Source organism: Arcticibacterium sp. SM2516 (genome assembly GCF_057914865.1).
Window position 1 is genome coordinate 5,718,694 of sequence record NZ_CP195290.1, and the last position, 25,636, is coordinate 5,744,329.

General features: G+C 37.1%; 16 protein-coding genes. 10 read left to right on the top strand and 6 right to left on the bottom strand.

The features are described from left to right. Positions 1-18 precede the first annotated feature (18 nt). A complete protein-coding gene (locus tag ACSBFT_RS23350; RefSeq protein ID WP_463048572.1) occupies positions 19-228 on the top strand; it encodes a hypothetical protein in 210 nt (69 codons plus the stop codon). On the opposite strand, the gene ACSBFT_RS23355 is transcribed toward ACSBFT_RS23350, so the two are convergent. Continuing rightward, positions 225-1,463 carry a nucleoside recognition domain-containing protein gene (locus ACSBFT_RS23355; protein WP_463048571.1) on the bottom strand — a complete coding sequence of 413 codons (1,239 nt, stop codon included), beginning with the start codon at positions 1,461-1,463 and terminating at the stop codon, positions 225-227. The genes ACSBFT_RS23350 and ACSBFT_RS23355 overlap by 4 nt on opposite strands. Positions 1,464-1,626: 163 nt before the next feature. On the opposite strand from ACSBFT_RS23355, the gene ACSBFT_RS23360 reads away from it, so the two are divergent. The 3 genes from ACSBFT_RS23360 (at position 1,627) to ACSBFT_RS23370 (ending at position 6,048) form a co-directional block, all read left to right on the top strand. Continuing rightward, on the top strand, positions 1,627-2,301 hold the full coding sequence (locus ACSBFT_RS23360; protein WP_489602658.1) for a M15 family metallopeptidase: 675 nt from the start codon (positions 1,627-1,629) through the stop codon (positions 2,299-2,301). A 402-nt stretch (positions 2,302-2,703) separates the two neighbouring features. Beyond that, a complete protein-coding gene (gene pheS / locus ACSBFT_RS23365; protein ID WP_489602659.1) occupies positions 2,704-3,732 on the top strand; it encodes a phenylalanine--tRNA ligase subunit alpha in 1,029 nt (342 codons plus the stop codon). Between the two features lie 27 nt (positions 3,733-3,759). Then, positions 3,760-6,048, top strand: a complete 2,289-nt coding sequence (locus tag ACSBFT_RS23370) for a T9SS type A sorting domain-containing protein (protein WP_489602660.1) — start codon at positions 3,760-3,762, stop codon at positions 6,046-6,048. Here ACSBFT_RS23370 and ACSBFT_RS23375 read toward each other — a convergent pair. After that, entirely contained in the window at positions 6,006-6,572 is a 567-nt protein-coding gene (locus ACSBFT_RS23375; protein ID WP_463048567.1) for an RNA methyltransferase, read from the bottom strand. The genes ACSBFT_RS23370 and ACSBFT_RS23375 overlap by 43 nt on opposite strands. Positions 6,573-6,610: 38 nt before the next feature. Between ACSBFT_RS23375 and ACSBFT_RS23380 the strand changes: the two genes are divergently transcribed. Beyond that, positions 6,611-7,945, top strand: a complete 1,335-nt coding sequence (locus tag ACSBFT_RS23380) for a hypothetical protein (protein ID WP_489602661.1) — start codon at positions 6,611-6,613, stop codon at positions 7,943-7,945. Here the strand turns inward: ACSBFT_RS23380 and ACSBFT_RS23385 are convergent. Then, positions 7,942-8,799, bottom strand: a complete 858-nt coding sequence (locus ACSBFT_RS23385; RefSeq protein WP_489602662.1) for a glycoside hydrolase family 16 protein — start codon at positions 8,797-8,799, stop codon at positions 7,942-7,944. The two genes, ACSBFT_RS23380 and ACSBFT_RS23385, sit on opposite strands and share 4 nt — an antisense overlap. 56 nt (positions 8,800-8,855) lie before the next feature. Here ACSBFT_RS23385 and ACSBFT_RS23390 point away from each other — a divergent pair, with 56 nt between their 5' ends. The 5 genes from ACSBFT_RS23390 (at position 8,856) to ACSBFT_RS23410 (ending at position 20,238) form a co-directional block, all read left to right on the top strand. Then, a complete protein-coding gene (locus ACSBFT_RS23390; protein ID WP_463048564.1) occupies positions 8,856-9,752 on the top strand; it encodes a hydroxypyruvate isomerase family protein in 897 nt (298 codons plus the stop codon). A gap of 51 nt (positions 9,753-9,803) precedes the next feature. Then, positions 9,804-11,462, top strand: a complete 1,659-nt coding sequence (locus ACSBFT_RS23395) for a lamin tail domain-containing protein (protein WP_489602663.1) — start codon at positions 9,804-9,806, stop codon at positions 11,460-11,462. 143 nt (positions 11,463-11,605) lie between these two features. Further along, entirely contained in the window at positions 11,606-14,845 is a 3,240-nt protein-coding gene (locus ACSBFT_RS23400) for a SusC/RagA family TonB-linked outer membrane protein (RefSeq protein ID WP_489602664.1), read from the top strand. A 31-nt stretch (positions 14,846-14,876) separates the two neighbouring features. Then, on the top strand, positions 14,877-16,610 hold the full coding sequence (locus ACSBFT_RS23405) for a RagB/SusD family nutrient uptake outer membrane protein (RefSeq protein ID WP_489602665.1): 1,734 nt from the start codon (positions 14,877-14,879) through the stop codon (positions 16,608-16,610). Between the two features lie 151 nt (positions 16,611-16,761). Continuing rightward, a complete protein-coding gene (locus ACSBFT_RS23410) occupies positions 16,762-20,238 on the top strand; it encodes a VCBS repeat-containing protein (RefSeq protein ID WP_463048560.1) in 3,477 nt (1,158 codons plus the stop codon). 52 nt (positions 20,239-20,290) lie between these two features. On the opposite strand, the gene ACSBFT_RS23415 is transcribed toward ACSBFT_RS23410, so the two are convergent. The 3 genes from ACSBFT_RS23415 to ACSBFT_RS23425 form a co-directional block, all read right to left on the bottom strand. After that, positions 20,291-21,787, bottom strand: coding sequence for an FG-GAP repeat domain-containing protein (locus ACSBFT_RS23415; protein WP_489602666.1), 1,497 nt, complete (start codon positions 21,785-21,787; stop codon positions 20,291-20,293). A gap of 203 nt (positions 21,788-21,990) precedes the next feature. Next, positions 21,991-24,375, bottom strand: coding sequence for a TonB-dependent receptor (locus ACSBFT_RS23420; protein ID WP_489602667.1), 2,385 nt, complete (start codon positions 24,373-24,375; stop codon positions 21,991-21,993). Between the two features lie 3 nt (positions 24,376-24,378). Beyond that, on the bottom strand, positions 24,379-25,545 hold the full coding sequence (locus tag ACSBFT_RS23425) for a DUF4249 domain-containing protein (RefSeq protein WP_463048557.1): 1,167 nt from the start codon (positions 25,543-25,545) through the stop codon (positions 24,379-24,381). Positions 25,546-25,636 lie beyond the last annotated feature (91 nt).

Here is a 25,636-nt window from a genome sequence, read left to right on the forward strand (position 1 = left end):
TATAGAACAGGTAAAAATATGAATAATCTATTTAAAAATTGGACAGTTACTCGATTTACGTATTTAATAGTGTCAATAGTTTTAATTGGCCTAGCATTTAATTACGGGCACAGTATTTTTCTCTACATTTTGGGTGTTGGCTTTTTGGCTCAAACACTTTTAAATGTAGGTTGTAGTAGTGGAGAATGCCGTAAACCCAATACTTTTAATTATAGAAGAAGGCATTAAGCGAAAAACATATAGCCAATAAGAATAGCAGCAACGATACCAATGAAATCTGCAAGAAGGCCATATTGTATGGCATATCTTACCTTAGTAACGCCGACGGAGCCAAAATATAAAGCTACGATATAAAATGTAGTATCAGTGGTTCCTTGAAATATACAAACCAATCTTCCGACAAAAGAATCCGGACCTCCATTTTCTGGAGCCATAGCTTCTAGCATTAAACCTCTAGCACCACTTCCAGAAAGAGGTCTCATAATGGCTACAGGAAGAGCTTCTACGAAACGTGTGTCCAATCCAATACTGGCTATTACGAAACCCAGAGCGTCTGTGAAAGCACTCAGTACACCAGAATTTCTTAAAACACTAATGGCAACTAGCATTCCTACAAGGTAAGGAATAATTTTTACGGCCACTTGAAAACCTTCTTTTGCTCCCTGTATGAAGGTATCAAAAATGTCAATCTTTTTTCTTAGACCTCCTAAGATGAAAACCACTATGACGGAGAATAAAATGAGATTACTGTAGACTTTCGAAAACCCTTCTATTTCTCCTTGGCTAAGCTTTGATAGATACCAAAGCAAAAGGAGAATAACTGCGGAGATTCCTCCTATCCAGCCAAGTATGGTTTTATCCCAAATCTTTATCTTTTGCTTGAACATTAGAAATATTAAACTAATGACAGTGGCAAAGTAGGTACTTATTAATAAGGGAATAAAGACATCTGAAGGGTCGGCGGCTCCCATGGAGGCTCTGTAAGTCATAATGTTAATAGGAATTAGGGTCAAACCTGAGGTTTGAAGAACTAGAAACATTATTTGAGAATTGGAAGCGGTGTCTTTATTTGGGTTTAGCTCTTGCAAACTTTCCATAGCTTTTAAACCAAAAGGTGTAGCGGCATTGTCTAAGTTTAGCATGTTGGCAGAGAAGTTCATAATCATTTGACCATGAGCCGGGTGGTCTTTCGGAACCTCTGGGAATAATTTATTAAAAAACGGACCAACAATTCTAGACATAAATCTGATGGCTCCAGCTTCTTCTCCTATTTTTAAAATCCCTAGAAATAAAGTCATAATGCCTGTTAGGGCTAATGATATTTCAAAACCTACTTTGGCAGAATCGAAAATTCCTGCGACCAGTGTTTCAAAAATCAATTGATCGCCAAAGAAAAAATATTTAATTAAAGCCACTATCATGGCAACGATGAAGAACCCAGACCAGACGTAATTTAAAACCATTGAAAGAGATTAGTCTTTAGAATTATTTGACGAAATTTAGAGCAAATTACTTTATAAAACACGGATATTGATGCATTGCAGGACTTTTTTGAGAGAAAAATCATTTATTTTATTTTTGATAATTTTTGTCTGTTCATGTAGCTCGGAATCTAGGAAAAAGAATGTGGCTTATACACCAATAAAGGACTTAGAGGTTTTGCCCAAAATTGAAAAAACAGAAGTTGGAGAACTGGAAGAAAGCCTTATTGCTCAAGGACTTGTTAATATTCAAGATGTGTCGCCAAATGTATTGATAGATTTAAAATATTCTACCACAGATAATTTTTTTAAACGCGACGTATATGGTACGTTGACGAAGGCCTTTCTTCCTGTGATTACCGCTGAAAAATTATTTGTAGCTAGCGACTCGCTGATGAGCAATTATCCTGATTTTAGGTTAATGGTGTTTGATGCCGTTAGACCGCATTCGGTTCAGGAAGTTCTTTGGGAGGCATTGGATAGTATACCTCCAGGTGTGAGAAAAGCATATGTGGCAGATCCTGCTGAAGGATCTTTACATAATTATGGCTGTGCAATAGATTTAAGTATATATGATTTAAAAACGGATTCGCTTCTAGATATGGGTACTGCATATGATTTCTTTGGATATTTGGCGTATCCAAGAAAAGAAAAAGAAATGTTGGAGACGGGTCAACTCACAAAAACTCAGGTTCAAAACAGAGATATATTAAGGAAAGTGATGATTGGAGCTGGTTTTCTTCCAATAACAAGTGAATGGTGGCATTTTAACAGTACTTCTTTAGCTAGAGCAAAAAGGGATTATGCCTTGATAAAATAAAAAACAGTCATTCAAATGAACAACTGCTTTCAAATCACCTAACCACTAAAGTTTCTTAATATTTTATATCTGCTATTTAACCTCTTTTGCCACCATCAGATCTCATTCATGTATCGAAGTTTATATAGTAAATATGTTGATCTATTTAGTTGAAAATAAAAGCTTTAAAGTGCCTTTTAGAATTCAATATTTTATCAACTATACAATTTTAGGTTTTATTTGCGGAGGATGCAAGGGAAATTTATTGTTCGGTAAACTATAAATTAGGTACGTATAGTTGTGCATTTTAAATCAGGTTTATACATTAGGGAGTGTGGGGTGCATATTTGAATAAGAAATAGGTTGACATCCTTTTAAGTTTATGTTTATCTTTGTGAACTTTTTTATTTAAATAAAATTTCAGTGTTAGAATCTATAAATAGGATATTAAAAGGGGCAGAGGAATGGAATGTGAAAAATTCTGAAGATCTTGAAAAGTTTAGATTAAAGTATTTAAGTAAGAAGGGAGAATTAAATGAACTCTTCGAGGAATTTAAATCTGTTTCTCGTGACCAGAAAAGGGAATTTGGCCAAGAACTGAATAAGTTAAAATCTTTCTTAGATAATAAATTTAAGGATCTTCAAGAGGGTATTGTTCAGGTTGAGAACATTGAAGACAGGCCAGATTTATTTTTACCTGAACTGCCTAATGGGCTGGGTGCACTGCATCCTTTAACGCTTGTTAAAAGAAGAATCACGGAGATTTTTGCTAGAATGGGTTTTAGCAGTGAGGATGGTCCAGAAATAGAAACAGATAGATATAATTTTACGGCACTTAATTTTGCGGAAAATCATCCTGCCAGAGAAATGCAAGATACTTTTTTCATTTCTAAAGGAAAAGAACAGAAGGATGATGTGCTTTTAAGAACGCACACTTCAAATGTTCAGGTGAGATTAATGGAAAATAATAAACCACCTATTCGTTCGATAATGATTGGGAGAGTTTATAGAAATGAAGCTATTTCTGCAAGAGCACATTGCCAGTTTCATCAGGCTGAAGGTTTATATGTAGATAAGAATGTAAGTTTTTTAGATCTGAAAAATACCTTACTCCATTTCGCTAAGGAAATGTTTGGAAAAGATACTAAAATAAGGCTTCGTCCTAGTTATTTTCCTTTTACTGAACCTAGTGCAGAGATTGATATTTCATGCTTTATCTGTAAAGGTGAGGGTTGTAATATTTGTAAAAAGACGGGTTGGGTTGAAATTGGTGGCTCTGGAATGGTAGACCCTAATGTTTTAATTAGTGCAAATATTGACCCGGAAGAGTATACTGGATTTGCTTTCGGTATGGGAATAGAAAGAATCGCGATGTTAAAATATGACGTAAACGATATCAGATTGTTCTTCGATAACGACGTAAGGTTTCTTAGACAGTTTCAAGGGGCATAATTCTAAGGTTGTTATAGTAAGTTGATAATGATTATTAAAAAGTCTGTTTTTTTATTACTGGTTTTTCTGGGCTTTCAAATTCCAGCATTTTCGCAATTAAATATTGAATTCCCTTCTGCGAGGGCGGTGTTTCAGCGAGATAACAGTAATAACGGTTTTATTCCCGTTTATGGTATTGGACCAGTGAATGCGGATGTTATTGAAGGTCGATTAACCCCGTTTGTTAACGGTCAAGGTACTGCTACAGATTGGCAGGTTATAGATACCAATTTATTAAATGGAGCCTATTCTGGTAAAATATCAGGAAAGGGTGGATGGTATACCGTTGAGGTAAGGGCAAAGGTAAATGGTGTTGTGGTTTCTAATTATGCAGTTAATAAAGTGGGCATCGGAGAGGTGTTCATTGTGGCCGGTCAATCTAATGCACAAGGCTTTTTGAGCTTTAATCCTCCCACTGGAGCCAGTGACGATAGGGTAAATGGTTATGGATATTATAATTCCGTTTCCATTCCAGAAAACCCATCCTTAACTAATATATTGCCATTATATCGTGAGTTAAATTTAGGGCCGCATGGTCAAAGTTCTTGGGCTTGGGGAATTCTAGGAGACTTACTTGTTGCTAAATTGAATGTTCCAGTTCTTTTTTTTAATGCGGCTTATGAAGGAACAACCATAGAAAATTGGGTGAGTAGTTCTAAAGGACTTCCTACCACTAATGCCGGTTTAGGGACACCTTATACCAATCAAACACCATACTCTCCGTTAAGGATTATTCTTCAAAATCATGGTTCCGTATATGGATTAAGGAGTATTTTATGGATGCAAGGGGAGAATGATTTTGATACTTCTCAATCGGATTATAGAAGAGATTTAAACTTTTTGGTAAATAAAGTTTCTCAAGATGTTGGCAAAAATGTGAATTGGATGGTGGCAAGGACTTCTTATATTTTTGACAGGGTTTATGGGCAAATCATTTCTGCTCAAGATCAAGTTATTGCAGATAATAGTAATGTTTTTTCAGGTCCTTTTACAGATAGAATTCAAAACCCTAGGACAGATGGTGTTCATTTGTCTTATGATGGCATAACGGAATTGGCCCATGCCTTTAACAGGGACTTAACGACATCGGTTCTTAATTCAATGGTACCATCTCTTGGTGCTGAAATTGAACCATTGACATATGGATGCGTATCGGGGAGCCTTGTTAAAGTTTCCCCTATAAAAAATAATTTTAAAGAGTTTGTGTGGAGTACAGGCTCCACAACTAGCTCTGCTCAAATATTTAGTGGAACTGTTTCTGGAGTTCTGAGAGACCAGAATGGTAATTATCACCTGACAGAAAAACTTAGTGTTAACGGTTTGCTACCGCCAGCTCCGAAAGTTTTAGCGGAGAATGGCGGAATAGCTTGTATTGGGAAATCGGCTAGATTTTATATAAACTCTACTGCGAATAACGTGGAATGGGCAGACGGCTCTTCTGGTTATAACTTTTATACCTCAACAACAGAGGCTGTTTATGCTGTTCAGATAGATCAGTATGGATGTAGATCAGAGCGATCTTCAGCGTTAAGGGCGAGTTTTACGCCTACGCCACAACCTCCAGTAATAACCAGCCTTTTTAATAGTTATGGTGCATGTGAAGGAGACCTAATCGCATTAATTGCCAAATCAGATAATAAAAGATTTAGATGGAGTACGGGTGAAACTTCTCAGCAGATTATTATTGGTGGAGTGGGTGAAAGAGAGTATCAAGCTTTGACGATAACTGATAATGGTTGCGAATCTGATTTCTCAGAACCAGTAGCAATCAAAATATTTAGTAAACCAGTACCTCCAACTATTATAAAGTCTGGACCTTATAGTATAGGAGTTTTAAATGAAGAAACATACAAAGGTTATGAATGGTCATATGAAGGTCAAAAACTGGATTTGTATTCTGGGGCAGAAATTTTAGCGAGTCAAAATGGCTTTTATACCGTTAAAGGTTTAGAAGTTCATGAGCAGCCATATGTGGCATCTTGTTTATCAAATGCCTCGGGACTATTCTTGTTTGAGAGAAAAGAAAATGATACGGGTATTGTGGCTTATCCTAATCCCGTTGTTGATAAAACTTTTTTTGTAGCTTCTGATGTTCCTTTGTCAGCCGTTCTTTCGCTGAAAGATATCAAAGGAAGAACTATTATTCCACCGTTTGTCGTGAAAGATTTAGAGCTACCTAGAGCACTGAAAATGTCTTCTACACTGCCAGCTGGAACATATATCTTAACGGTAGACTATGATGGGCTAGGAAAAAGGTTTAAACTATTTTTTGAATAATAGTCCCATATCACTATCCCTGCTGTTATACTAACGTTTAGGGAATGTTTGGTTCCAAATTGTGGAATTTCAATAACACAATCTGAGGCAAGAATTACTTCGTCGGAAACACCAAAAACTTCGTTTCCAAATACAAATGCGTATTTGGTGCTTGGTTCGGTTTTGAAAAGATCGAGTCCAATACTATTATTTGTTTGTTCTATAGAAGCTATTTGATAACCATCATCTTTAAGTTCTTTTATAGCATCCATAGTGTTTCCGAAATACTTAAATTCTACGGTATCCGTAGCACCTAATGCGGTCTTTTCCATTTCTTTATTTGGCGGTTGACCTGTTATTCCACATAAGTAGATCTTATTTACTCTAAAGGCGTCTGCGGTTCTAAATATGGAGCCTACATTTTGTAAACTTCTGATATTATCTAAAACGAGACATATAGGAGATTTAGAACTTTTTTTGAATTCTTCAGGGCTTATTCTGCCCAGTTCGTCCATACTTGTTTTTCTAATTTCTGTTGATGGCATAATAATTGAGTTGTTTTCTTTAACAGGAAAGAATAAATATGCGTGTTTTAATAATAGTTTCAATTTTCATTTCTCTCGGTTTCAACGCAAGGTCGCAAAGTACCTCAACAGAACCGTATGCACAAAATAATGATGCTCTAAATAATACGGTAACCAATCAACAGGTTCAGGTTTCAAAGACCGTGTCTGACCCTAATTGTCAAACGGATTATGGAAATGAAGTAAAGGTTTCAAATACTGTTATCACAGGTTGGACGGCTGGTTGTTTAGAAATTAAAGCAACAGACTATATAGACTTAGATGAGTTTTTTGACTCTGAATATGGCAGTAACTTTGATGCTCAAATAGTTTCTCAGATCCCAGGAGGAAATCCAGAACCGGAGCCAACGCCAGATCCGACACCAACACCAGATCCAACGCCTACGCCAGATCCAACACCAACACCTACGCCAGATCCAACAGAGGAGAAGCAATGCGAAGACTTTTCTAATCATGGAGCTACTAACCCTCATTTATATGCCAATTACTCTTCAAATTCTTTTGTGGGCAATTTAATTGCAAAATATACTCCAGAATACAAGGTAGAGGGTTTAACAGATTGGAAATTGATGACAACAGCCGGCCCTGTAATTCCAGGTTCGAATATTAAATATCATTATTATCAGGAGCCTTTCGATGGTTGGGAAAGAAATACCATATTAAGAACAAAAGCGGGCTGTCCAGAGTATAGAGACGTAAGGAGCCAGAAGGTATATACCAATACTTTAGAGCCTTGGATAGATTTGCCAACGGTAGGGCCTCTTAATAATCCAGCAGTTAAAGATTACTATATTATGGTTAACTCCGAGTTAGAAGGTCGTCAAAATGTATGGGGTGACATTCCTATCTATAACCTTTATGCGGATAGAAATATACCAAATCTAAATGTTAGAATAAATGGGTCACAGTTTTTTGGTTTTGAGATTTACACTTACCCATTATTTCAGGTAAGACCCAATAGAGATATGATGGTGACGCCGTCTATTTATGTGGCCAAAGATTTTATAATGGATATTTCCGATGACGGTTACCAGTCTGCCTCTAGATATACCGTATATAGAAATTATCAAGGTGGTCACTGGAGTACCGTAACCACTATGACTAGGCATGATGGAAGAGTAACCGTATCTGTACAAGGTATAAACTGGGACACAAACCAAATCTTGGTAAATGTGAATACTGGTCAAAGTTATAATAACATTGAACAGTTTGGGAATGTGTTTGATTTGGGATACTTGCCAGATGGTGATTATCAGTTTGCTGCTAAAACTTATCATGGAAATACCATCAATGATAGAGTGATAGTAAAAGTGAAACGACCATCAATAAATTAACTTTCGATTAACTCATAATATCTTACATAGTCAATTACCATTTTTTGAGGAAAAATGGTATCGTCAACACCTTTTTGGCCACCCCAGTCTCCACCTACTGCAATATTGAGTAAAAGATGTTGGGCTTTATCAAAAGGCCATTCTGCATAGGTGTAACTTTTCTCTTTCTTAAATTCAAACAAAAGTAGATCGTCTATATAAAACTGAATCTTATCAGGGTACCAGTCTAATCTATATAAATGATATTCTTCTGAAGCTTTAAGCAGAATTTTATTGGCTCCTTTATTTGTACCAATAGAATGATTGAAGGCCTTGGTATGGATGTTAGCATGAATTCTGTTTTGGTCCATTCCTACATGCTCCATAATGTCTAATTCGCCATTATCTGGCCAGTAATTTTCTCCATAGGTATGTTTTGTGGCTAAAGTCCATATGGCTGGCCATGTACCCCTTCCAGTTGGGAGTAGAGCTTTCACCTCCATTCTACCATATAAAAAATCCTTTTTATTTTTAGTAACTAATCTAGCAGAAGTGTAAGAAGAGTTCTTTTTTATAGCTTCAATGATCAAATTTCCATTTTCTATTCTGGCGTTCTCTAGGTTGTCCGTATAGTTTTGAGATTCGTTATTTCCCCATCCATGCCCACCTAGGTCGTAGCCCCAAATATTGGAGTCAGGTATGCCATCAACGTCGAACTCATCTACCCATTTGGCTTCCTTAGCAAAAGTGTAAGATTTGGTTGCTGGCGTCTCAGATTCTGGTACAAGTCTTTTTGGTTCGGGTGTTTTTGATGAAGAGCAAAGCGTTAGAATAAATCCAAAAAGAGGAAGAAGAATAAGGATTGTTTTTTTCATTTATTCAATATTTTAAATAATATTTTTTAGCTTACATATATATAAGTAAAAGACAAATGAACGAAAAAAAATCTTCTCGGAGAAAAGCTTTAACTGCTATTGTGGGTACAGCGGGCTTATCATTGGCCTCTGGTCTTAGCCAGAGAATTTCTGCGGCTGATAAGGTTTTGCTATCTGGAACCAAGGGTTTGGTGAATCACTCGGTATGCAGATGGTGTTATAAAGACATTGAGCTCGAAGATTTGGCTAAAGCCGCTGTGGAGATAGGTTTAAGTTCTATTGAGTTGTTGAAAATCAGCGAATTTAAGAAGATTCAGAAGTATGGTTTATCTTGTGCTATGGTATCGGCGTCTAGAGGTAATTATGGGATAGGTAACGGTTGGAATAAAAAGGAAAACCATGCTGGAATGCTAGAAGTTTACAAAATGGAAATAGATGACGCGGCAGCTGCTGGTTTGAAAAACATTATTGTTTTTTCTGGTAATAGAGAAACTAATCTAGGAGACGAGCAAGGTCTAGAAGTGTGTGCTACAGGTCTTAAACAGATTATGAGTTATGCTGAAAAGAAGAAGGTTACACTGGTAATGGAGTTGCTTAATTCAAAAGTGAATCACCCAAATTATATGTGTGATCATACCGACTGGGGTGTGGAATTATGCAAGCAAATAGGTTCTGATAACTTTAAACTCCTTTATGATATCTACCACATGCAGATAATGGAAGGGGATGTGATAAGGACAATAAAGGAAAACCATTCATACATTGCCCACTACCATACGGGTGGTGTTCCTGGTAGAAATGAAATTGATGATTCTCAAGAATTGAATTATCCTGCTATAATGAAAGCCGTTTTAGAAACGGGCTATAAAGGTTTTGTCGGTCAAGAATTTCTTCCCAAAAGGCCAGATAAACTAGATTCCTTAAAACAGGGTGTCCATATATGCGATGTTTAGAAGTCTGAGTTTACCAGATTTAGATATTTTTCATGAACCATTTAAAGTGATTTGAAGCAATTATTTATATATTCCATTTTCCTCTTTCAATATTTTGGTGTTAATGCCCAAGCTACTAATGGAATAATTATAACTGAGATTTTTGCTGATCCAACACCCAGCCACGGCCTCCCAGATAAGGAGTTTATAGAGATTTATAATAATACTGGCAATGAGATAAATTTAGAGGGATATCAGCTTTTTTATAATTCCAGTAACGTTAGTTTTCCTGAATTTGTGATTTCGTCGGGTGAGTATGTTATTGTTTGTAGAGAAAACAATGTATCGCTCTTTCAGCCTTATGGAAAAACGATAGGGCTAAGTAAGTTTTCTCTTTTAAATTCTGGCACGGCTTTAAGTTTGGTTGATGCCACAGGGATACTGGTGTATGAAGTTAATTATAGCCCAGATTGGTATGCAGACGGTAAGGAACAGGGCTATTCCTTAGAAATGATTGACATTAATTATCCTTGTAGAGAAAAAGCGAATTGGACCTCATCTTTTGCGATAATAGGAGGGACCCCAGGAAAAAGTAATGCATCTTCTTCAAATTTGCCAGACCTTACACCACCTAGTTTAATAAGCTATAACGTAGTGGGGCCTAAAATTTTTCAGTTCGTATTTTCGGAAAAACTTGATAATTCGGAAGAAAGCCTTTCGGTAGAAGCTACCGATTTAGCAATTAAAAGGATTTATTTTTCTGCAAATGATAAATCTTCCATCTTTCTGGAATTGGAAAAGGGTATGGAAGAAGACACATCCTACGACTTGATTTTCAATACCGTTTCAGATTGTTCAAAAAATGTTGCGGAGCCCATTAAGGTTTCCATAGGAAATATTGCTTATCCAGCACTTGGTGATTTATGGTTATCTGAGATTTTGTTTAACCCAAAGTCTGGAGGGAAAGATTTTGTGGAAATTTATAATCACTCTGGAAAATTACTTAATCTAAAAGGCCTTGGCCTTTCTAGATTGGGTAGTACCGGTGATTTGGAGGAGGTGGACGTGCTTTTTGATAAAAGTCAAACAATTAAACCTAATCAATTTCTTTGTTTCACTACAGATAAGACCTCCCTTATAAAGATTTACCCAAATGCGGTATCTGAAAATATTATAGAAGTGAACAGATTGCCAGCCTTCAATAATGATAAAGGGCATGTTTTTTTGTTAAATGCCAATCAAGAAGTTTTGGATAGTTTTGAATACGATGAAAAGATGCATCATTCGTCTTTAGATATTCGAGACGGCATTTCATTAGAGCGAGCTTCTTATCAAAAAATAACGTCTTTATGGTTGTCTGCATCGTCATCTGAAAACTATGCTACTCCGGGATATGAAATTTCGAATGATACTCAGAGAACCAATTTTAAAGTTATTGTGCAGAATGACTTAAATTCATCAAGTCTATTGGGTCATAAAGATGAAATAATTGTTAATTATTCATCGATTGAAAGTGGTAGTTTAAGTTCCAAAATCTATGACATTAATGGTAAGTTAATTACCAGTTTGGCCAGCAACCAATACATGAAAAATGCTGTCAAAATTAGCTGGAAGGGTTATAATGGTACTATGGAGTACTTACCTTCTGGGTACTATATCTTGTACTCTGAGTTCCGAACATCGGACCATTTGTATGAAAATAAGCAGAAGTTTTTACTGGTTCAGAGATGAATGTGCAAACATTTGCACTTTTTTAACCGTTAAAAAAGATTTTCCAATCATAAAATTGGATTCTAACGGTACGAATGTTTAATATTGCACTTAGTCAATTTTTAATTGGCTTTAATTAATTAAACCATTAACCATTTTTTTTTATGAAAGTAAACCTTTACTCAAGATACTTACTTATGGTTATGCTAGGGCTAACACTGACTTTCAGTGGAGCTTTTGCACAAAACCAGAGAGTGAGTGGTAAAGTCATCGGAGCGGATGACGGCCTTGGTGTTCCGGGAGCCTCAGTAGTTATTCAAGGAACAACCACTGGTGTAACCACAGACATGGACGGGAATTATGCTATTCAAACTAGGAACTCTGATGATGTTTTGATTTTCAGTTTTGTTGGTTATTCTTCCCAGCAGATTAAAGTTGGAGGACAATCAATTATTAATGTTTCTTTAGCACCTGACGCTGCTTCTCTTGACGAGATTATTGTGACCGGTTATTCTACAACGAATAAAAAGGAATCAACAGCTGCAGTTTCAATCGTTAAAGCTAAAGATTTAAGAGCGGTACCATCAGGAAACGTTGAGCAGCAATTGGCTGGTCGTGTTGCTGGTGTAACTGTTATTACTAACGGTCAACCAGGTACCAACTCGACCATTCGTGTTCGTGGTTTTGGTGCTTTTGGAGGTAATGAGCCTTTAATCATTGTTGATGGAGTTCCTACAGGTTCTTCTAATTTCTTGTCACCAGATGATATCGAAACTACTACTGTATTGAAAGATGCAGCGGCGGCTTCTATTTATGGTGCTCGTGCAGCCAACGGTGTAATTGTATATACTACTAAGAAAGGTGCTAAAGGTAAAAGAGCCTTAGATATTTCTTATGATGGTTTATATGGTGCAACTGACCCTAACGTTAGTGGAGCACCTCAGATGCTTACTCCTCAAGAGCAGGCAGACTGGACACACGTTGCCTATAGAAATAATGCGGCAGCAAACGGAACAACTGTTCAGTATACCCATCCTCAGTATGGTAGTTCTGCTCAAGCCACTTTACCTGATTATCTTCATGCTAATGGAGCTAACGGTGTAAGAGGTTCTGTAGATTTAGCTGCTATTCAGGCGGCTTATGATGCTAATCCAGAAAACGTTTTCTTGATTAAGCCAAATTTAGCTGGTACAAACTGGTATGATGCTATTACAAGAGTGGCTCAGCTTAACAGACATAGCTTAGGTTTTAATGGAGGTACAGAAAATGGCCGTTACTACATCGGTTTAAACCTTCAAGACCAAAAAGGAATTATTATTAATAATGATTTCAAACGTTATGGTATGCGTGTTAACTCCGAGTTTGACTTAGGAAAAAGAGTTCGCTTTGGAGAAAACATCCAGTTTACTTATGTTAGTATTAAAGGACAGCAAGGTGGTAGCAATGGTCAAGGTTCTGCAGATGATGAGTCTCAGTTGTTGGCAGCTTATCGTATGCCGACAGTAATACCTGTATATGATGAATTTGGTAGCTTTGCTTCTACTAAAGCTGCAGGTTTTAACAATCCAAGAAACCCAGTAAGATCATTAGTGAATGATGTTGAAAATGATCAAGGATTTGGTTTCAGCGGTTTTGGTAATGTTTATTTAGAAATAGATCCTATCAAAAACTTAACTCTTCGTAGTAGTTTAGGAGGAAGTATTTCTAATGGCTATTATTATGGATACAATTACAGATACTTAGGTGATTCTGAGCCACAAGCATCAAACTCTTTCAATGAAGGTTCTAACTTCAATATTCAGTGGGTATTGACAAATACCGCCAATTATAAAATGGATTTAGGTGTCAATAAAATCAACCTTTTAGTAGGTCAAGAGGCACTTAACACGGGTAGAGGTAGAAGTATTAATGGTTCTGGTATCAATCCATTTACGATGGATTTGGACTATGTAAACCTTACTTTAGTACAGAGCCCAGTAGTAAACTCAAACCTATACAGTGGTGTTAACTTCTCTTCTTACTTCGGTAAATTGGATTATAAGTTATTAGACAAGTACTTTGTTACTGCGTTGGTTCGTCGTGATGGTGCTTCTAGATTTGGTGCTAATAATAGATACGGAGTGTTCCCTGCCTTCTCTGCAGGTTGGAGACTTTCTGATGAAGAATTCATGAAAGATCTTTCTTTCATCACAGACTTGAAAATCCGTGGAGGATGGGGACTTATGGGTAACTCTAATAATGTTGATCCAAATAATCAGTATTCTCTTTATGCTCAAGGAACTGGTACTTCTTTATATCCGATTGCGGGTCAAAGCTCAGGTGCTGATCCTGGATATTACAAGTCAAGAATTGGTAATCCAAATGCTAAGTGGGAGACATCAGAAACTTCTAATATAGGTTTCGATGCAACTTTTGCTAACGGTAAATTTGAAGCAGTTTTAGATGTTTGGAAAAAAGTTACGCGTGATTTACTTTATGCAGTACCTCTTCCAGCTGTTGTAGGACCTAATTCTGCTGCACCATCTGTGAATGTAGGTGAAATGTTAAATCAAGGTATTGATATTCAATTAATCAATAGAGGTAACCTTACTAACGCTATAAAGTATAACTTAACGGTTAACGGTTCTTTCTTGAAAAATGAGATTGTTAAATTAGCTCCTGGTATTCCTTACTTTGGTGGTTCTGCTTATCGTGGAATTAGCCCAATTAGAAATCAGCCAGGTCAACCAATTTCTTCTTTCTTTGGATACAAGATGATTGGTTACTTTAATACACAAGGTGAAGTGGATAGCCATCCAGCTCAAGATGGAGCTGCTGTGGGTAGATTTAAGTACGAAGATGTGAATGGTGATGGTAAAATTACGCCAGATGATAGAACATTCCTAGGATCTCCAGTACCTGACTTTACGGGAGGTATTAACTTCGGTATTGAATTCGGAAACTGGGATGTGAACTCTTACTTCAACACTTTTATTGGAAACGATATTTGGAACCAGTCTAAATGGTTTACTGATTTCCACGGTACTTTCGAAGGTGCTGGTAAAGGTGTAAGAGCTAAACAATCTTGGACTCCAGAATTAGGAAATGATGCATTGGCTCCTATATGGGAATCAGCTACTAATCTTAGTACTTCTGGTGCTGAGAACTCTTGGTACATTGAAGATGGTTCTTATTTCAGAATGCAAAACCTTTCAGTAGGATATACGCTTGACCAAACAATAGCTAGCAAATTAGGTTTGACTAGAGCTAGAATCGCGGTATCTGGAAATAACTTATTTACGCTTACAGGTTACTCAGGACTTGATCCAGGAGTAGGTGGAGATGCAGATACTAACTTTGGTATCGATGTAGGTAACTTTCCAGTTACAAGAAGTTTTAACGTTGTGTTAAATCTTGGATTTTAATTAACAGATCATTATTGATTTTAATATAAAAATGATGAATATAAAAAATATAAAGAAAGGTGCATTAACAGCAATGGCTGTTACTATGCTTACGTTTTCTTGTAAAGACTCCTTTCTAGAAGTTCTTCCAACGGGTTCTTTAGGAGAAGCCCAACTATACAGCCAAGCGGGTGTTGAGGGAGCTTTGATTGGAGCTTACTCGATGCTGAATGGTAAAGGATTTGGCCGTTCGGCTGGTCCAAATAACTGGATGGGTTCCATACTTGGTGGTGAATCCAATAAGGGTACAGATGCGGGTGATTACTCACAAATGAATTCTATCCAGCGATATGAAGTAAACTCTAACAGTGGTGAAATTGGTGGACTATGGGGTTCTAAATTTGAAGGGATCGCAAGAGCCAATTCTACGATTAGATTGGCAACGGCATCTACGCAAATTTCTGCCGCTGTGCGTACCAGAATTATAGCAGAAGCTAGAGTTCTTAGAGGTCACTACTACTTTGATCTTAAAAGAATGTTTAATTCAGCACCATATTTTGATGAAACCGTTGCGGATTCAGATTTGCCAGATGTTCCTAATACCACGGCACTTCTAGGACCTATTGAAGCGGATTTCTTATTTGGTATGAACAATTTACCAGAAACTCAAGGAGATGCTGGTAGAGTGAACAAATGGGCAGCTGCGGCTTATTTAGGTAAGGCTTATATCTATGATGGTAAGTATGCTGAGGCGAAAGCGATATTTGATCAAGTAATTGCTAACGGTCAAACGACTAATGGTAAGAAATATGGTTTAGTGCCGGATTTCTCTCAAATTTTCAATGCAGAGAATGACAACCACGAAGAGGCTGTTTGGGCTGTTCAATCTTCAAACAACACAGGTAGTGTTAATAATGCTAACTGGTTTGATGATTTGAATTATCCTTATAACACTGGAACAAACGGACCAGGTAACTGCTGTGGATTTAACCAACCTACTTTTACAATGGTGAATCAGTTCCGTACTAAAAATGGTCTACCATTACTAGACGGTTCTTATAACTCGGGTACTAATCCGGTTAAGAATGATTTCAGAATAGAAGCCAGTGCTTCTTTTACGGAAGACGCAGGTCCAGTGGATCCTCGCTTAGACCACACTGTAGGTCGTAGAGGTATACCTTATTTAGATTGGCAAGAGCATCCAGGTAAAGCTTGGATTCGTGATCAAACTTATGCAGGGCCATATTCTCCTAAGAAATTTGTTTATTACAAGACTCAAGAAAATACTTTTACAGATGGTAGCTCTTGGACTCGTGGATATGCCACTATGAACGTTCCAATTATTCGTTTCGCGGATGTTTTACTTATGGCTGCTGAAGCAGAAATTCAAGCAGGTAGTCTTGCTAAAGCTGTAGAGCATATCAATAAAGTTAGAGCTCGTGCTGCAAATCCTGCAGGATGGGTGATGGAATATGATGGAAGTGGTCCAGCTGCAAAGTATGAAATAGCTCTTTATACTTCTTTCAGTGGTAAGGAAGAGGCTATGAAAGCTTTGAAGTTTGAGAGATTGCTTGAGCTAGCTCAAGAAGGACACCGTTATCCTGACTTGGTTAGATGGGGAGACGCGGCTACGTTCTTGAATACAGTGTATTTACCATATGATAGCAAGTTATTAATTACCAAATTTGGTGGTGCTAAATTTACTGCTGGGAAAAATGAGTATTTACCAATACCTCAATCACAGATTGATATTCAGCCTGCTTTAACGCAGAATCCTGGATATTAAATTTAAGTAGTTGATTTTATTAAAGTGGCTAAACTTGTTTAGCCACTTTTTTTATGTCAATTTAACTACATAACCTTATACAACATACATGTCATTTTGTTGATTTTTATTGCCATAATTATTTTTTATACTCATCATTAACGCATTTAATATGTATATCAAACCTCTCATATTTCTTTTTACAGGCATATTATTGACGGCCTGTTCAGGGAATAATTCTCGTTTTAAATTACTAAGCAGTGAGCATACGGGAGTTGATTTTAACAATCAAATCATAGAGAATGATTCTATTAATATCCTAACCTATGATTATACCTATAATGGGGGCGGAGTAGCCATTGCTGATTTTAATAATGATGGTTTGAAGGACATCTTTTTCAGTGCAAACATGACTGGAAACAAGCTTTATTTAAATAAAGGAGAACTGAAGTTTGATAATGTTACGGAAGCTGTCGGAATAGCGGCTACTAAAAGATGGTGTACCGCCGCGGTGGCCGTCGATATTAATAATGATGGTTGGATGGATATTTATGTTCCTGCGAGTTCTACCAATAATAGTTTGGCCTCAGATAGAGAAAATTTATTATACATTAATAAAGGTGCAGAAGGAGAATTTAGATTTGAAGAGGCTGGAGCTGCTTATGGGGTCAACAGTAATAGTTTTACAGAAGGTGCAGCGTTTTTTGATTACGATAATGATGGCGACTTAGATTTATATGTTCTTAATAACGTCATAGACCATACCCCTAATTATTATCGAAAAAAGGTAGTAGATGGTTCTTATCCTAATAATGACCAATTGTTTAGAAACGATTGGGATGAAGAAAAGGGTCATTCAGTTTTTACGGATGTGAGTAATGAGGCGGGTATTTTAATAGAGGGGTTTGGGCTTGGAGTAAACATAACAGATATTAATAGAGACGGTTGGAAAGATATCTATGTGACCAATGATTATGCCGCAGATGACATTCTATATATCAATAACAAGAATGGTACTTTCACGGATAATGCCAAAGCCTATTTTAAGCATACCAGTAATAATGCTATGGGAAACGACGTAGCAGATATTAATAATGACGGACTGGCAGATATGGTGTCCTTGGACATGATGCCCGAAGATAATTATAGAAAGAAGATGTTTGTATCAGAAACTAATCCAGACAAATTTAGAGCTTCTGAACAGTTTGATTATACCAATCAGTATATGAGAAATACCTTACAGCTGAACAGCGGTTTGGATAAGGATTTCTTGGAAATAGGACTTTTTTCTGGAGTTGCAGAAACGGATTGGAGCTGGACGCCGTCCTTGGCAGATTTTGATAATGACGGATTTAGAGATTTATTCATAACCAATGGCTTTCCTAAAGATGTAACGGATAAAGATTTTGTGACTTACCGATCAGAAGCTTCAAAAATAGCAAGTAAGGATTTTCTGTTGAGTCAAATTCCAGAAGTTCGAATTAGTAACTATGCTTACAGAAATGTGGATGGCTTAAGATTTGAGGATGTGACAAATAGCTGGGGAATGAAAATGCCAAGCTTTTCTAGCGGAGCTTCTTACGCGGATTTGGATAATGACGGCGATTTAGATTACGTGGTCAATAACACCAACGACTTAGCTTTTATCTATGAAAATAGGACTAGAGAACAGTCTCCGGAGCATAGCAATTTCTTGAATTTTAGTTTTAAGGGGGAAAATCGGAATCCTGGCGGAACAGGTGTGATTTTAATTGGAACAATAAATGAAGAGAATGATTATTTCTTTGAATTAAACCCTTATAGAGGCTATAAATCCACTATCTCATCAGAATGCCACATAGGTTTAGGTAAGCTCACCCATCTAAAGCAATTAAAGGTGGTATGGCCTAATGGTAAATTTCAGGTTTTAGATAATATTGCAGCCAATCAGTTTCTAAGCCTCGATATAGCAGATGCAAAGGAGGACTTTGACTGGTCAAAAAAGAAAGTAGATACTGTTTTTGAAGAAGTGGAGAGCTTTAATTTCGTACATAAGGAGTTTCCTTTCTTAGACTTTAATATTCAAAGTTCAATGCCTTTCAGTGTAGCACAAATGGGACCTGGAATGGCCGTGGGCGATATTAATGGAGATGGTTTAGATGATGTTTTTATAGGCGGTGCGAAATTTAAAAAGGGTGTGTTTCTGATGCAGAACCAATCTGGAGGTTTTGAGGAGCAAGATTTATTACCTGCGATAGACACTACGCAGAAGCGTTCGGAAGATACAGGGGTGTTACTTTTTGATGCCGACGGAGACGGTGATAATGATCTCTATGTGGTTAGTGGGGGAAATGAAGATTTTCCCAATGCAGCATCTTTCCAAGATAGATTCTATGAAAACAGAAATGGGACTTTTGTGGAAGTAAAATCTGCTCTACCAAACTTTACCATTAGCGGGGCATGTGTTAGAGCTGCCGATATGGATATGGATGGAGATCTAGATCTATTTGTTTCCGGGAGAAATTCGCCCATGGAATATCCTAAAGCCACATCTAGTTTAATTCTGAGGAATGATTCTAAATCAGGAGCACCTAAATTCACTAATGTCACTGAACTAATGGCTCCCGAGCTGATAGATTTTGGTATGGTTTGCGATGCCCTTTGGACAGATTATGATAATGATGGGGACAGAGATTTATTGGTAGCGGGTGATTTTTCGGTCATTACATTTTTTGAAAATATTGATGGAAAGTTAAAGAAGCTTGAAAACTCTGGTTTAGAAGATTTTAGCGGTGTTTGGAATAGCATAACGAGTGGAGATTTTGATCAAGACGGTGATATAGATTACATCGTCGGTAATATTGGAGAAAATGTCCTGTTTAAAGGTTCTCAAAAATACCCAGCCATGCTGCTTTCTGGAGACTTCGATAAAAACGACAGATATGACGTTTTGCCTTTTAGATATTTTCCAGATGGGAAGGGCGGACAAATATTGGCTCCATATAATGGTAAAGGGGATATTAGTCGTCAGTACAATGCATTCCGGACACGTTTTACAACTTATAAAGAGTTTTCTTCTGCCACCTTTGAAAATACCTTAACCAAAGAGGAAATGGATATGGCAAAGACGCATTACTTAAATCATAACTCCAGCTCTTATATTGAGAACTTGGGAGGCGGGAAGTTTTCTCTCAAGGATTTACCTAGAGAGGTCCAATTTGCTCCAATAAATGGATTGTTAACAGATGATTATAATAGCGATGGTTTCCTAGACGTCCTTATGATTGGAAATAATTTTGGCAATGAATTGTTGGTTGGAGAGCTTGATGCCTCTAATGGGATTTTGTTATTAGGAGATGGTAAAGGAGGGTTTAAGGTTGCCAAAAACAGCGGATTGAATATCTCTGGTGATGCTAGGAGTTTGGTGAAGTTAATGAGTGCCAATAAGGAGGAGCTGGTTCTTGCTTCACAAAATAAGTCAAAAGCCAGGTTATACAAAATACCAAAAAGAGGGGAGCTGTATAACTTAAAGGATAGTGATTCACAAATAAGATATGAGCTAAACGGACATAAAGTTTTTATGGAAACGTACTTTGGTTCATCGTTCCTTTCTCAGTCTTCCAGAAAGCTGATTATTCCAAAAGGAGCCACCAATATTGTTATTAAATAAAAGGAAAAGTAATCCGAAAGTAGGTCTGTTCGCAATCAAATTGCGAATAGACCTATTTGCTTTTGTTCTTCAGAATTAAAAGGTCTGTTTGGGCGTCTTTCCATTTAATGAGTTCTGTTCTGTCAACCATGAGGTTAATAAGATGTGAACCCAGAATAATGTCGGTATCACCGTCTGAATCAAAATCACCTTTTTCCATAATCAGCCATCTTCCTACGTCAGTTTTGTCGGAAATATATGGTTTGAACTTTAAATCGCCTAAGTTGTCATAAAGCACAAAGCCTCTATGCGGTTTCTTTGAAAAGTCTGCAAAGTTGGCAATGACTGCAATATCCATATCGCCATCGCCGTCAAAGTCGTTAATTTCTAGTCCTGTGGCACCCTGGAGTGGTAAAAATAGTTTTTCAGTGAATTGATTCTTTCCGTTATTAATAAAAATACGGACACCATGGTAAGCTTTTCTGATTAAAGTGAAGTCGCCATTATCTCCTGAAGCAATAACAATGTCCTTGAATCCATCATTATTGACGTCTGTCCATTCAAAATCCGAAGAACCATAAACCGGAGGTAAGGTTAGCCATGGCTTTAATTTAAATTCTCCCTTTCCAAGGTTTTCAAAGTAATATACGGCTTCATTACCTTGCGTCATGAGAACTAGAATATCAATTAATCCATCTTTATTGATATCCTCTGTAATGGTCTTAATGGAACCAGCTACTGGCATTAAAATATGTTCTTCAAAACTGTTGTCAAGCTTTTCATACCATGACAATCTTCCGATATGATAACCAAAACTACAGATGAGATAGTCGTCTTGGTTATCTTGGTTGAGGTCAAGTTTTTCTACACTTACGGGTCTAAACAATCCAGTAATAATTTCCTTTTTATCCTTGTTAACCAAGGTGCCGATAGGTTCATTATTTGGCCTAATTTTTCCCATTAACAAGGGCTCAAATCCGCCGTTCTTGTTTAACACAATAGAGGACATTGTGCTAGCGTATTGGATAGAATCTATGAGGCGTAAATTTTTATCGTATATGCTCAATAGGCCTGCTTGGTCTGAGATATAAAATTGGTTGCTGTTTTTGTCAAAATGAATTAAAGTGTTTGACGCGGGTCTTTTAAGTGTGTTTAGCTTTTTGGTAGTGAAATCAAATTTATCTTCCAGATTAGCAAAAGAAGCAGGCTCAGTTTCGAAACTTATACTGGACGGGGCATTTTCTAGATAGTAGTTCTGGATCAGTTGCCAGTCATTTTCTGATATTTGAGGCTCATGCGGAATTAGATTTTCCGATATACCATCAGTATATAAAGACTCGCCTTTCATGTCTGTTAGAAGGAGACTTTTATCTGGCATACCTAGCCAAGCCCCCATTCTTGGCAAAACGTGCTCTTGCCATGTAGCTTTATCTAATAATTCGGGCTTGGGAAATTGGTGACAACTTCCGCAACTCCTTTCTGCTAACTTTTCTCCTTTCTGCTTTTGGGTGCATGAAAATTGGACGAAAACTAAAAATAAAAAAGAGGCTTGGATAAGTTTAAAATTCATTTTTTGGGAAGTGCATCGTTAATTTGACAAAGAAATGAAAATATAATGGTTTGGGCTTTATACGTAAAAAATCATCCTTGGAATAATGAACGAGATATTCATTAAAAACATAAATGGAAACTCTTCTTAAATACTTTTCAAAATCATTTTTTGGAAAATGTTGATTATGAGCTTTTGGATAAACTAGTTTATTCTAGTATTCTCTAATGATTAAAAGTGAATTTGTAGGATAAAGAAAGTATTGGAGCCCCAAAAATAGTCAACTTATAGGGTTTTAATAGGTTTCCTTCGGACCTGAAAAATATGGAATAGGCATTTTTTCGACCATAAAGGTTATACACGGAAAAGGCGAAATTACCTTTGAACTTTCTATTCCTAAGTTTTGGGTTATATATGTTCCAAGCAAAGTCTAAGCGATGATAATCAGGTAATCTGCTGTCGTTTCTTAAGAAATAGAAAGGTAATACCTGACCACTGTATTTAATATAACCTTGAGGTGAGGTAAAGGGTCTGCCGGTGGAATAAGTAAAGTTAAAGGAGAAGTCATGATGCGAACCTTGATTTATGACCACTGCAGCATTTAAAGTATGTGGGCGGTCATAATTAGCTGCATATTTTTGTCCATAATTCACCCGTTGGTCTAGTAAAGGACCTTCATCCACTTGATTTATAGAGCGAGCATAAGTGTAATTTACCCAGCCGGTAACTTCACCTTTTTTCTTAGAAACCATTAATTCTGCACCGTACGAGGAATTTATACCTTGTAAAATTTCCGTTTCAGGCGTTTGATTTAATAGAAAGTCGGCACCAGGTTTATAATCTATTATATTATTGGTTTTTCTAAAGTAACCTTCTACAGCGTACTCAAACACATTACCTTGAGAGTTTCTGAAATAGCCTAAAGAAGCCAGTTGACTTACTTGTGGCGAAATATTCAAATCAGATAATTTCCACCTTGATGTAGGAATGGGAGTGGTGGTGTTTGATACAATCTGCAAATACTGCCTAGCCACATTATAACCGGCTTTAATGCTATTCTTATCATCTATCAAGAAACTGAACCCAATTCTTGGCTCAAAACCACCATAGGTTTGGGCCACTTGGCCTTTATTGTATGTTAACGTTTCCATCAATGATACCACATCTCGGGGTTCATTTTCTTTGTATACATTGACACTTGATGGACCCAGTGATAAAAATTGGGAGTATCTGAGACCTAAAGAAAGATTTGTCTTAGCATTAATGGTAATAACATCCTCAAAGCTCGCTCCTAATTCCAGCCCATGTTCTATAGGAGTGTTAATAGGCAGTACGCTTTCGCTTTTTCCTGGCTCAATATTTCCCGGGTTAATAACATATTTTACAGCATCAACCCCGATTTCAAAATTATGCTTGCCTTTATATAGATTAAGGTTAGATTTTATCTGTTTATAGTCAACACTTTGTTTGATTTTTACAGTGTTATCACTATTAACTTCTGGTAATAATGTGTTTGGCTGATAATAAGAACTTACTATTGTGGTTTGGATGTTGGCAGTATTGCTGATATTATAAAACCATTTTCCTGAGAAATTGGTAGTTTCATATTGAAACTGAGAAGCAGAGGCATTGATGTTGGCTATGGTGCCTAACATTTCTGTTTGGAAAAAGTCATAACTGTAATAGGCAGAAAGAGAAATCGTATTTTTTTCATTGACTTGGTAAAAGAGTTTAGCGGCACCGTCTGCAAATTTTGCTTTTAAATCCTTAAGTCTGTCTGATACTATAGGAAAGAGGAAATCATTAAATGAACCTCGTCCAGATACCATTAAGGCCATTTTGTTTTTGATAATGGGAATTTCAGCCATCAGTTTATTGGAGACTAAACTAATACCACCAGACATCTTAAACTTGTCCATGGAAGGATTAAGTAGCTTTACATCTAAAACGGCGGCCGCTCTCCCACCAAAACGAGCGGGTATATTTCCTTTATAAAGGTCAAATTTCGATATGGCCTCGGCTGGGAATGCAGAAAAGAGACCGAACATATGGGTTGGATTAAAGATAGGAGCATCATCCAATAAAAAGAGGTTTTGGTCTGTAGTTCCGCCTCTTACATTCACTCCGTTAGAGGCTTCACCTACGCTGGACACCCCGGGTAACATTTGGAGTCCTTTAAGGAGATCCACTTCTCCTAAGGCCGAAGGGAGTTTCTCTACCGTTTTCATGTTCAAAGAACTTACGCCCATCATAGGCCTTTTAACGTTTTCATTACCTGTGCCACTTACAATCACCTCTTCTAGTGTATTTTCTACGAGCTTTAGTTCAACGACCAAGTCACTTACAGGAAGTGTTAGGTTCTTTCTAAAAGGGATGTAACCGATATACCTAACAATAATAACAACATCTTTGCGTGGTAAAACAAAAGTGAAGCTACCATCTTCTTTGACAAAATCAGTTTGGTCTCCGTAATCTATGGTTACTGTAGCTCCTATCAGTGGTTCTTTATTGGCACTGTCTAGTACCGAACCTTTAAGAATATAACGCTGCTGTGATAGTGCAATACCAAAAGAGCCTAGACTTATGAGTAGGATTAAAATATATTTCATAACTTAAATTTGTCCTTTGCTGCTCCAGCCTTCTGGTTGAAATGGTGTTCTAGTATCACTTTCTAAACAAGGTGCCATAGGAGGTCTGGTTGTATCGTTTCCAGCCGGTTCTGGATTTACTTTTCTGCCGTTAAAAAGTCCCGTGGCAATTACCTTATCTGGGATATCGCTTTTATCCAACCAATATAAGGTTCGAGACACGGAAGACACAATGAAATATCCCGCAACTGCCTGGTCTAAATCTCCAGGACTGGAAATATTACCAGATAAAGTAGCTGGAGGGGTGTCTGCCAGTCCACCAGTATTTTGCCCTTGAGAAGCCACTAATTTTAAATAGTCATAAACTCTTTTAGGAATTCCGTATTGCCTAACCTCTAATAATGCTCCAACCTTCTGATAAACAGGAATTTCGGCAACTAATCGAGCTTTAATGGGTTTCCCATTTGAAAACTCATCGCTCATCACATTGATTTTTTCTGATGTTATCTTATCCCAGCAATCCCCAGAACAATTATAGTCGTAAGTTACATCTCTTGAGAATCTGGTAGCCCTACATTCTCCTAAAGGGCCGGTGCTTTCGTCGTTATAGTATAAAGCGTCTGTGCAACTTTTACAATAGGCTTGAGATTCATAAAGAACCCAATCCCACATATAATAATCTATGCTAGAAGCGGGGTCTGATGTATCTATATATACTTTTTGACCAGGGAAGGTCTCAGTAGCGGTTTGAACAGCATTTTGATCAAAGGCATGATAAATTTTATCAATGGAGGCAGATGAAATCATCGTTTCTTCCATAGATTCAAAGTACTTGCCATTTTTTGTGCTGAATTCAAGCTTATACGTATTTCCAATTTTTCCGGTAAAATCATTCGGATAAGTGTAATATCCAGCCTTGATTTCGGTAAGGTTTATATCTCTAGTGCCATTTTCTATAACTTTTACGGTAGCCCCTTCCACGGGTAAGTAGCTAATGCTTAGCCCTGAGTTTGGAGTAGATTCGGTAAGTTTTACGTAATTGCTTGACGCGTTATTTGTCAATTTTCCATCAACTATAAAAATGGTTTTACCAACTATGAAATTTTTTGAATAGGGGTCTACGCAGGCAATACTGAAAAGTAAGACGACTACACATAATTTTTGTAAAAGCGGCGGAATTTTAAGCCTCATTTATCATTAAGTCTAGGGTTGAAAGGATGAATATAAGCATATAATTAAAGACCAACCCAAGAGATTCTGAGATAGTTCTTTAACGGTTTAC